Annotated in this window: 5 protein-coding genes and 3 tRNA genes; 7 read left to right on the forward strand and 1 reads right to left on the reverse strand. The window is 46.2% G+C overall.

Annotation, left to right across the window (positions count from 1 at the left end; translation table 11 throughout):
* Window positions 1-143: 143 nt before the first annotated feature.
* Genes recC through recD form a run of 3 tightly spaced genes read left to right on the forward strand, consistent with a single transcriptional unit; the run spans window position 144 to window position 9,440 of the window.
* A complete protein-coding gene (recC, locus tag AYW76_RS11885) occupies window positions 144-3,680 on the forward strand; it encodes an exodeoxyribonuclease V subunit gamma (protein ID WP_067220270.1) in 3,537 nt (1,178 codons plus the stop codon).
* Window positions 3,680-7,402 carry an exodeoxyribonuclease V subunit beta gene (recB, locus tag AYW76_RS11890; RefSeq protein WP_067220274.1) on the forward strand — a complete coding sequence of 1,241 codons (3,723 nt, stop codon included), beginning with the start codon at window positions 3,680-3,682 and terminating at the stop codon, window positions 7,400-7,402. Before recC ends, recB begins: the two co-directional genes overlap by 1 nt.
* Window positions 7,395-9,440 (forward strand): exodeoxyribonuclease V subunit alpha, encoded by a 2,046-nt coding sequence (gene recD / locus AYW76_RS11895; protein WP_067220278.1) that lies wholly within the window; start codon window positions 7,395-7,397, stop codon window positions 9,438-9,440. Before recB ends, recD begins: the two co-directional genes overlap by 8 nt.
* Before the next feature lie 36 nt (window positions 9,441-9,476).
* Here recD and msrA read toward each other — a convergent pair whose 3' ends face one another.
* Complete coding sequence (gene msrA, locus AYW76_RS11900; RefSeq protein ID WP_067220281.1) at window positions 9,477-10,109, reverse strand: peptide-methionine (S)-S-oxide reductase MsrA; 633 nt, start codon at window positions 10,107-10,109, stop codon at window positions 9,477-9,479.
* Between the two features lie 176 nt (window positions 10,110-10,285).
* On the opposite strand from msrA, the gene AYW76_RS11905 reads away from it, so the two are divergent.
* The 4 genes from AYW76_RS11905 (at window position 10,286) to AYW76_RS11920 (ending at window position 11,581) form a co-directional block, all read left to right on the forward strand.
* Window positions 10,286-11,176, forward strand: coding sequence for a hypothetical protein (locus AYW76_RS11905; protein ID WP_067220285.1), 891 nt, complete (start codon window positions 10,286-10,288; stop codon window positions 11,174-11,176).
* Window positions 11,177-11,215: 39 nt separating this feature from the next.
* A tRNA-Met gene (locus AYW76_RS11910) sits at window positions 11,216-11,292 on the forward strand.
* 58 nt (window positions 11,293-11,350) lie between these two features.
* Window positions 11,351-11,427, forward strand: a tRNA-Met gene (locus AYW76_RS11915).
* 77 nt (window positions 11,428-11,504) lie between these two features.
* A tRNA-Met gene (locus tag AYW76_RS11920) sits at window positions 11,505-11,581 on the forward strand.
* Window position 11,582: the final 1 nt, after the last annotated feature.

An 11,582-nucleotide genomic window follows, 5' to 3' on the forward strand; every position in this document is an offset into this window, starting at 1 on the left:
GTTAGACTCAAAAAGCAATTCAAAAGCCAGCTTGCAACCCAAGCTGGCTTTTTTATTTTCGAAACAAGCATTTGTTGGCGTCATGATCTGTCGTCATTTTGATGTACCATAGTGCCTAACGTGAGATTGGGTATAGGTGAATTATGAGTCATTGGCCGACGGGATTGATGGTCATTCAAGGCAATCGTCTTGAGTCGTTAAAAGACGTGCTTGTGGAATGGGTGAAGCGTTATCCGCTTGAGCCGCTGGAGACCGATAAGTTCTTAGTACAGAGTAATGGCATCGCTCAGTGGTTGCAGCAGTCGTTGGCTCAGGATGAGCAAAAAGGCGGCTGTGGTATTGCTACCTCGATCGATGTGTCGCTGCCAGGGCGTTTTGTCTGGGAGGCTTATCGAGCCGCTTTTTGGGAATTAGATACTCAATCACCATTCGACCTCAAGCCGATGACGTGGCGTTTGTTTCGCTTGTTAAAGGATTTAGACCGTGTCAATCAAGCAGGGCATTACGATGCATTGCTGCATTTTATGTCGACAGGTAAGAACCCCGAGCATCGCCGCTATGTGTTGGCGGAGCGCATCGCTAAGCTATTTGACCAATATCAAATCTATCGCGCTGATTGGCTACAAGCATGGCAAGACCAACTTGATGTTATGCCTAGTCGAGATGATATCGCCAGTTTGCATTCCAAGCCTGTGCCAGACGATCAGCTATGGCAGCCCATTTTATGGCGTTATTTAGTATTAGACGTGGAGCAAGATCCACAGTTTGCCAAAGGCAAGCGGCAGATTGTTAACCGCGCCAAGATTCACCAAGACTTTATTCAGCACTGTAATCAACAAACCTCTCTTGAGGGGTTGCCTCGTCGGATTGTTGTCTTTGGCATTTCATCTCTGCCCAATCAAATTCTCGAAGTACTTCACGCCATTGCGCCGTTTACCCAAATTCTGCTGTTTACCATGAACCCCAGTGAATATTACTGGGGGGACTTAATTGAAGGCCGACAGTTGCTGCGTCAAGCGACCTCTCGACGACCTATGCGCGAAGGCCGCAACCAAAAAGACATCTCATTAGATGAAGCGCACCTTTACGGCAATCCTTTACTGGCTTCATGGGGCAAGCTGGGTCGCGACTATTTACATTCCTTGGATGAGCAAGACGAGCCAGATAAATACCAACCATTTTTTGTCGATAGCAAGATAGATTTATTTGAATCACCAGGGCAATCGACATTGTTGCAGCAGCTACAAGATGACATTTTTCAATTGCGCAGCATTGAAGACTGCAAAGCTCAGCGGCGCTTGATAGACGTTACAAACGATCAAAGTGTGCGTTTTATCGAAACACACAGTCGCCAGCGTGAAATAGAAGTGCTGCACGACTTATTGCTCAATGAGTTTGAGCAAGCTTTGCAACGTGACGAGACATTGAAACCACGAGATATTTTGATTATGGCTCCTGATATCAATGTCTATGTGCCGCACATTGAGGCCGTATTTGGTCGTTTTAATAAATACGGTGAGCATGCTGATGAGCGTTTTATTCCGTTTCATGTGGCGGATCAAAGCGCCCGTCAGCAGCATCCGATCGTAGCTGCGTTTGAATCGTTGCTATCCATCACCCGTTCGCGGTTTGAAGCGACGGATTTGTTGTCTTTGCTAGACATTCCTGCGCTTCGTTCTGCTTACGCCATAAATGAAACTGATGTGGTGACACTTAAAAGCTGGATTGAACATGCCAATATTCGTTGGGGATTAGACAAAGAACAGCGCCGCGGCTTGGGATTGACCTACCCCTCTGAACAGAATACATGGCTATTTGGTCTAAGGCGTATGTTGTTGGGTTACAGTGTGGGTCATGGCGAGATCTGGCAAGACGTATTGCCTTATGGTGATATTGGTGGTCTTGAAGCGCGTTTATTAGGGCAGATGCACCGCTTGGTCGACGATGTGCAAGCGGTTTGGCGAACATTTAATGAGCCCAAAGTGTTGTTAGATTGGAGCCAGACATTACAGCAATGTTTGCAGACTTTTTTTGCTCCGAGCAGCGATCATGAACAACGTGTTTTAAGCCGCATCGCTGATCAAATCGAGCTGCTTGAAGAGCATGTACAGGGCTCCGGTGTCGAGCAAGAGCTTGTGGCGATTGATGTAATTCAAGAAACCCTGTTAGGTCAAATGGATGAACCATCACTGAGCCAGCGCTTTCTGTCTGGTTCTGTGAATTTTGCCACACTGATGCCGATGCGTGCGATTCCATTCAAACAGGTATATTTGGTGGGTATGAACGATGGTGACTATCCTCAAATCAGTACGCCAATGGATTTTGACCTGATGGTGGGGGATTATCGCCCAGGGGATCGGTCACGACGTGAAGACGCCCGTTATCTGTTTCTAGAGGCAGTATTGTCAGCGCGCGATAAGCTGATCATTAGTTGGCAAGGACGAAGTGCTAAAGACAATACTGAGCAGCCGCCATCGGTATTGGTTGGGCAGCTGCGTGATTATCTAGACAAAGCGTGGGACAACGATCAGTTGGTACAACAACTGACACAAGATTATCCAATGCAACCGTTCAGTCGTCAGTATTTTTTTGACGACTCCGCGCTATTTACCTATCAAAAAGAATGGGAAACCATCAAGAGCATATCGCAACAGGCAAATCAACAGGACTTGCCTGCTTGGACGCCTGATGCGCCATTGAATGCCCGCAGGCTGACTGCGTTGTTTCGTTCCCCAGTGGATGCACTGTTTGCTCAGCGCTTGGATATTCATCGCCCAAATGAAATAGAAGAAACCAAAGTGGTTGAGAATTTTGTCAGCAATGGCCTCGAAGTTTGGCAAGTGCACGATGCGATTTTGCAGTTTGCCAAGCGTTTTGAGCCAACGGAGGAGGCATGGGATCGTCAAGTTGAGCAAGCTTTGCAGCGTCAAATAGCGGCGGGCGAGTTATATGAGGGTGCGTTTGCCGAGATTCGTCGTGAAAAGTTGTTTCCAAAGACTGTTAAGCAGTTGTATTTTGCATGGCACCAACGTGTACACAGCCTCACTCCTAAAGTGGATACATTGCGTCAATTTGAGTGGCTACTGGATGAAAATTCGGGGTTATCTTACGCCGATGATCTCGATCGCTTATATGAGTCGGGTGATGGGCTGGGGGTGCTACAGTTCATTTTACAAACCTCGAATGTCTACAGTGAGAGTCGTATTGAAGAGGACGCCTTTCCTCGAGCCATAACGAAAAACTTTGTTGATACCAAAGTGCGTTGGCAAAATGTGGTACACGGTTGGGTGCGTCATGTGGTGGCGAATGTGGCCCACAAGGGTAATGTGGCTACACAAATTATGTCACCCAATGGCGACTTATGTTTTGCAGCACTGGAGCTGGCTCAGGCAAAAGCGTACCTGGAGCTATTAACGAAGACTTGGTTAAAGGCTATGCAGTGTCCTCTGTGTTTTGGGATCAACGGCGCGATGGCGTATTTAATTGCGGGTCGCTCAAAAAAGACGGATCGTGAACGAATGTTAGAACGCTATGTGGACGGCGACTTGGCAAGCTCGAGTAGTCACTATGCTAAACAGTACTTTAAACCACCGCTAGATGAAGCACAGACGAAAGAGTTTGAAGAACTGATTCCTGTGTTATGCCAGCCTATTTTGGACAGTTTAGCGGAGCGTAAGTAATGACCAGCCAATCCAAGCAATTAAATCCACTTAGCTTCCCGTTATCTGGTTCAGCGTTAATTGAGGCCAGTGCCGGAACCGGAAAAACCTACACACTGGCGTTGTTATATCTGCGATTGGTTTTAAAGCATGGTGGAGACAGCAGCTTTACGGATCATTTGTTACCGCCCAATATCTTGGTCGTAACGTTTACCAAAGCGGCGACTCGTGAACTACGTGATCGTATCCGTGCGCGTTTAGTTGAGGCGGCCGGGTACTTTCGCGGCGATATTGACGGCGTTGACCCGCAGCTAAGTCAACTCAAACAAGACATTTGTGAGGAACAAGATCTAAACGCGGCTGCACGCCGTCTTGATGTGGCGGCTGAATGGATGGACGAAGCAGCGGTCTCGACGATTCACTCTTGGTGTAGTCGCATCCTATCAGAGCATGCTTTCTATAGCGGTTTAAACTTCTCACAAACCTTGATGGAGAATGAAAAGCCATTGGTGATTCAGGCTTGTGAAGACTATTGGCGAGAAATGGTGTTTCCCCTAGAGGAGCCCGAACTACGTCAAGTGTTGAGCTGCTTTAAATCCCCTGCAGATTTGTATCAAACCGTGAGTCGTGTGGTTTATAAAGTCGCTGCCATCCCTGCCGTGTCGGAGGATATTAGTGCTGAATTAATAGCGATTGCCAAGGATCGTAGCGATAAAATTGCTGCTTTGAAATCTGCTGTGCAGGGGGCATTACCAGTATTGCAGCAGGACTTTGACGTCGCTGCAAAACAAAAGTTATTCAAAGCCACTTCTCTTAATGTTAAGCACCGAGCGTCAGTATTTGACACGCTTCATGCATGGAGTCAATCATCCGGCGACGATTTGCAGGTCTTGGACAAGCTTTTCTCTGGTAAGAGCTTTGCTAAGATTGCGTTGTTGGATACCGATTTCTGGCTCGATCCCAGCCATATTCCTGTCGACCGACCTAGCGCAAATATCTTGGTGGATTTACAAGAAGCGATGTCGCAGTTGGTCACGCCTTTACAGTATTTGATTAGTCACGCAAGTCATTGGGTAGCAACCCGAGTCGAAGACGAAAAGCTGCAACGAGGCGCGTTAAGTCAGAATGACCTGTTGATCAAGCTGGATCAAGCGTTACAAGGTGACGGAGGCGAGCGCCTCGCTGAGGTCATTCGTAAACAGTTTCCAGTGGCTTTAGTGGACGAATTTCAAGATACAGATCCCGTGCAATATCGGATATTTGATACTGTTTACAATGTTGCTGAGCCGTACCCTGATACAGGCTTCTTTATGATTGGTGATCCGAAACAGGCGATTTATCGCTTTCGTGGAGCTGATATTTTTACTTATTTAGCGGCTAAGCAAGATACGGGCGAGCGACAATACACATTGACTCACAATTATCGGTCGGCACCAGAACTGGTTGAGCGCGTCAATCGTTATTTTGAACACGCTGAGACTGTCAATTCAAGTGTCGGCGCTTTCCTGTTTAAACGGAATAATGAAGATCCTATTCCATTCTTGCCGGTAGAGTCAGGCCGTCAAGGCGATGCCATTGCGTTGCTGTTAGACGACAGCCATGTTGCACCGCAGCAAGTATGGGATCTTAGCGAAGTAGAGGAAGACGTCCCAAAATGGGATCGTGCAGCGGTAACCGCTTATGAGATCGTTCATTGGTTAAACCTGTCTCAGCAAGGTAGAGCCAAATTGAACCTAGGCAAGGGTGCACGAGCCATATTGCCAAAAGATTTTGCTGTGCTGGTCAATAGTGGTAATCAAGCACGCCAAATTCGACGCGCTTTGTTTGAATTGAATGTCGCAAGCGTCTATTTGTCGGATGCTAATGATGTCTTTGACACTGAAGAAGCTGATGATATTTTACGGGTGCTGCGAGCCATGGCGGAGCCGTATAACAGCTATTATTTGCGTATCGCGTTAGGCAGTCGCTTGATGGGCATGGCACTGTATGATTTGGACCGATTAAATCATGACGAAGTGTTTTGGGAGAGCTTCATTGAACTGTTTCGTAGCTATCACCATCATTGGCTAAGCTTTGGTGTAATGCCAACGCTCCATCGTTTTTTCAAGGATCAGCAGGTCACCAGCCGCTATTTGCATGACGCCAATGGCGAGCGTTCGATTACAGATCTATTTCATATCAGCGAACTGCTGCAACAAGCTTCAGAAGTGGTGCAAGGTCAGCAGGCCTTGATTCATCATTTGGAGCAATGTATCAGCACTGAAACCTCTGGAGAAGAGAGTCGACAACAGCGTCTTGAAAGTGATGCCGATTTGGTGCAAGTGGTAACCGTGCATAAATCCAAAGGCCTACAGTACCCTATCGTTATGTTGCCGTTTTTAGATTACGCGCGGCCGGTCAAATGTTCGGATTTACCGATCGAGTACCATGGAGCCGACGGTGCCTTGCATCTGACGTTTATGCCGACCGAGGAAGACGTAGAGACAGCTGATTTCGAGCGCTTGGCAGAGGAAATACGTAAGGTCTACGTGGCAATGACCCGTGCTATTTGCGCGCAATGGGTTGCAGTAGAAGATCCTGTTGGCAGCAAAGGTGACCCTGAGCCAGCATTGGTATCAGCTGGTCATCGATTGCTGGGACGTTGTGGTGGCTCTGTGCTGGCGCAATATCAACAGTTGGACGATGTATTCGCCACTGCGACCGCAAAACTCGATGAGCTCTCTTATCGACCAGAGTCTCACGCTCAACCTCGCCCCGCTAGGCGTGTCAACGATTTGGGTATTGAACCTTGGTGGATTGCCAGTTATTCCTCCATTAGTTATGGCGGCAAAAGTGATGCTTTGTTCCCAGAAAGTACGCAAAGCGAGCAAGCCATTGATGAGCAGCTGAGCGATGATGATACACCAACAATTGAGCAGCCAATGCAGCGACTGACGAATAAATTAATGCATCGTTTACCTCGTGGCAGTGCCATGGGGACATTTTTACATGGTCTGATTGAGTGGGCGGCTGAACAACGCTACGAAACATCGGGCGGTAAACGATTGCAAGGTTTTGCCGCAGCGGTGGTAGCTCAAGAAACTCGTCAAGAGGCACTTTACAGTCGTTGCCGCAAGCGTATGTTGGAAGATTTTGCGCCAGGGCTCTCAGAGTGGCTGGCTGATTTTTTAAGTACGCCGTTTGCAATCGAGTCGCTGACACAGAAACCGGGTCACACGCTGCGTTTGATGGATCTTCCGTCACATAAAATTTCCGTTGAACTGGAATTCATGTTTTCGGCCAATCAAGTGACCACTGGCACGATAGATCAACTGGTACGGCGTTATACATGGCAAGGACGTGAGCGTCCAATGGCTAATTTTCAAAAATTAGAAGGCATGTTTAAAGGGTTTATTGATTTGGTGGCTGAAATCGACGGGCAATATTTTGTCATTGACTGGAAAAGTAATTTCCTAGGCAACACTGATGATGATTACCATGCCCTGGCATTGCAAGATGCTTTACTGAAAAAACGTTATGACCTGCAATATGTCTTGTATCTGCTTGCGCTGCACCGTCATTTGAAAGATCGTGTTCCTGGTTATTGCTATGACACGCACGTTGGTGGTGCCATTTACTTCTTTTTACGGGGTTATGAAAACTCAGAAACACAGGGGTTGATTATGGATAAGCCACCTAAAGCATTGATTGAGCAATTAGATGCTGTGTTTACTGGAAAGGTAAAGGAGTGTGCTCATGACTAAGTTAGAGCAAATGCAAGCGTGGGTGGACGCTGGACTGATCCGTTACATTGATTACGCACTGGTGAACTTTATTCGTGAGCAGACTCAGGATACCTCTGAAGATGCATTATTGGCCATGCTGCTGGTAAGTCACAGCGTTTCGATGGGGCAGGTCTGTGTAGACATTAATGGTATGTTAGTAAAATCTTTAGATATGATGTCAGCTGATAGTGCGGATGACGAAGCACAGCAGATAGCTCGCGCTCAGCTGCAAAGCTGGATAGAAAGTTTAACGATATCAGAATGGTTGTCTGCCATTGAAGCGTGTTCTGCTGTTGCTGTGATCGCTAACGATTTTGAGGATACGAATCATGCCACGCCGTTTGTATTGGTTCAGCAGCAAGGCAAAGCCTTGCTGTATTTACGTCGCTATTGGCAAGCGGAAAAAACCATCGTATCGGGAATTAAAGCGCGACTTGAACCTGCCAGTCGCATTAGTAACGCGGACATTGGTAACTTACTGAATCAGCTGTTTGGCGAAAAACAGCATGATTACGAAGACACAGATTGGCAGCGTATCGCCTGTGGTATCGCTGCCAGTAACCACTTTTCAATCATTACTGGCGGTCCAGGCACAGGCAAAACAACAACGGTTTTAAAACTGTTAGCGCTTCTACAAGCTGAACGTTTAATGCATCAATTGCCGCCATTGGCGATTCGCTTAGCGGCACCCACCGGAAAGGCCGCAGCGCGCCTTAATGAATCAATAGCGGACAACTTAGCGCGATTAGCATTGCCTGAACTTGAGAATCTTGCGCCTCAAGCGCTGAAAGCCGTGATTCCAACGCAGGTAATGACTCTGCACCGATTATTGAGCCCCAAGCCAAATAGTCGCCAATTTCAGCATAACAAGTCGAACCCTTTGGTGGCCGATATCGTGGTTATTGATGAAGCTTCAATGATTGATATTGAGATGATGGCTAATCTCTTTGATGGTATTGAGCCAGATGCGAGAGTGATTCTGCTGGGAGATAAAGACCAATTAGCCTCAGTGGAAGCAGGTTATGTTTTAGGAGACTTGTGTCAAGGTGCTGTTGATGGCCATTACACTCAAGAAACCGCAGATTGGATTCGTGACATTTGTCAGCAAAATCTAGAAGAACGTTTTATTGACCCGCAAGGGGCTGTTCTCAATCAAGCAGTCTGTATGCTTCGACGAAGTTACCGCTTCCAAGACGGCGGGGTAATTCATCGATTGGCAAGTTTGGTGAATGATGAGCGTGATGACCCTCTAAATGATCCTAAAATGCCTGAGCTAAAAGACGTGTTTCGACAGAAAGAACAGTACGAAAATACCCCCGTTTTACGCTACCTAGAGCAAGAGCAGTTGCCTACATCGGTTTTGCAAAATGCCTTTAAAACACTCTTGATCAAGGGCTATGGTTATTATTTAGCTGTGGTTCACGCCATGCCTAGCGCAGCAATGGATAGTGCTCTTTTCGATGATTGGGGTAAGCAGGTGCTTAGTGCTCATGCCCATTTTCAGTTGCTGGTAGCATTGCGTAAAGGAGAGTGGGGCGTAGAGGGTATGAATGCTAAAATAGAACAGATGCTGCTATCAGCCAAGCAACTCACCAGTATTGATAGTCTGTGGTATTTAGGGCGTCCTGTGATGGTCACGCAAAATGACTACAGTGTTGACTTAATGAATGGTGATATCGGCATTAGTTTACTGTATCCCGTTAATGGGGAATTAAAGCAACGAGTTGTATTTTCAGACGGCAAAGGCGACGTGCGCTGGGTACTGCCGAGCCGTTTACAAAGCGTAGAGACCGTATTTGCTATGACTGTCCACAAGTCTCAGGGGTCAGAGTTTCATCATACAGCGATGCTATTACCTGGCCAAAACTCTCCTATATTGACGAAAGAACTGATCTACACTGGCATTACGCGATCGAAAAAACACTTTACGCTGATTTCAGGCGATGCAGATGTGCTTGAAAGCGCGATGAACCGGAAAGTGGTGCGCTCTAGCGGTCTTTCGCTGTCTATTCAGTAGTTATTGGAGGCGATCTGAAGGTCGCCTCCAATCGTCTTAGGTTAAGCCAATAGGGCAGCTAATACCTGTGCCGGCCAACCCACAATAACCATTAGGGTTCTTATGTAGGTATTGTTGGTGTTCCGTTTCTGCGAAATAGAACGTTTCCAACGGCTCTACTTCGGTTGTGATTTTACCAAAACCATTTTCCGTTAAACGTTTTTGATAGTCATCACGACTCTTAAGGGCTGCTTTTAAATCGTCATCGTTGACCGTATAAATGGCAGAGCGATACTGCGTGCCAATATCATTGCCTTGGCGCATGCCTTGCGTCGGGTCGTGGCTCTCCCAAAAGACCTTAAGAACTTCTGGTAGCGACGTTTCGTTGGTATTAAAAATGACTTTGACGACTTCTGTATGGCCAGTTTGTCCTGTGCAAACTTCTTTATAAGTTGGATTAGGTGTGTAGCCACCAGCAAATCCTACCGCGGTCACCTTAACGCCAGCAGTATTCCAAAACCTTCTTTCGGCACCCCAATAGCAACCCATGGCAAAATAAACTTCTTTTTCAGAAGGCATTGCATGGCGTTTTATGTTTTCTTTTGTAACTATGTTTGTATCTTCGGTGAATATAGGTTCACTTCTGCCTTTTAAAGCGTTCTCTTTTGAGAGGAAATTAATATTTTTCATTGGATTACCTAAATTTAATTTGAGTTAATTCTATTGTTAGTATATTGATTAAATTGTTTATTAAATGATCGTTTATTACGTTTCATTACGTATGGATGCAAAAGACTACTATGTAATAATGGTAATACAAAAGCCCTAGCATACACTTGAACTATCTACATTAGGGATGGTTGGTTATGTCTGATGCGCTGGTCCTGTGGGACGCTCGAAACAGCAATCGCTTTCTGCAAAAGTTTATTGAAGACTTTGCGGCGGAGTTTATGCGCTTCTCTTTAACAGTTCGTTTTGTTGCACTATCTAATACTACGTCATTAGAAAGAGATCAGATCAAACCGTCTATGCGAGGATTGCTCGATCTAGTTCATGCGGAATCACCGCTGCATTTGATTACATTTGGTTCTAAGCCTAACTCGCTTGCTTCGTTGATTAGCCCAGCATTACGCTGTCAGCTCCATACAAACTTGCTACCTGAATGGATGGAAGGGGATCGACAGAACTCAACCATTGCAAAGCTTGCTGGGTATATACATAAAAATGAAGAATGGGGTGATGGCGGTGCACTGAAAGATTATTTTTATCCTCAGTTCACCAGTCAAGCGTCTAGCTCTATTGCTTTCTTTAAAGAAGACAGCTTTTCAAATGTAATAGAGGAGCATGCAGTGGCGCATGGAATAGATTACCAATCTATTCCGATCGAAGCATTTCTGCCTCCATCTAAGTTACTGGTACAGCAAGTTGGAATGCTGGTTGTCTCCTCAAGCATTGCTAATCAAGATGACATCATTGAACTGGCAAATGGATATGGGCTGCCAGTTTTATTGATTTCTCCTGAAATGCGTAATTTCGGTATTAGAGAAGGTGAAAATGGTTGGGTGGTATCAACGACGCAGCAGGTCCAATATACCAACTACCTTAAAAACTGGCAGGGGATGTCACAAAATACCAGAGAAATGATTTCTCAATATTGTCAGTACTCTCAATCTACACACTCCGGGTTACGCTGTTATTGCTCCTCACTTGGTTACCCTGAAAAATTAGAATTGAAAGATTTTAAGTTAAGGGGTTGACCAATAAGATAAAGCTACGTAATATGCGCACCTCGTTGACGCGGGATGGAGCAGTCCGGTAGCTCGTCGGGCTCATAACCCGAAGGTCGTAGGTTCGAATCCTGCTCCCGCAACCATTTTAATATGGGTCATCGATTTGAATTAAATTGTTAGTGATTGCGCAAGCATATTTAGCGCGGGATGGAGCAGTCTGGTAGCTCGTCGGGCTCATAACCCGAAGGTCGTAGGTTCGAATCCTGCTCCCGCAACCAACTTAATAAGAATGAGTTGATTGCAATATTAAACATAGCTAGTGTTCTGAATCTATTTAATTCGATAGATTACATGGCGCGGGATGGAGCAGTCTGGTAGCTCGTCGGGCTCATAACCCGAAGGTCGTAGGTTCGAATCCTGCTCCCGCAACCAA

Source organism: Marinomonas gallaica, assembly GCF_001639745.1.
In the GTDB taxonomy this organism is placed as follows: Bacteria; Pseudomonadota; Gammaproteobacteria; order Pseudomonadales; family Marinomonadaceae; genus Marinomonas; species Marinomonas gallaica.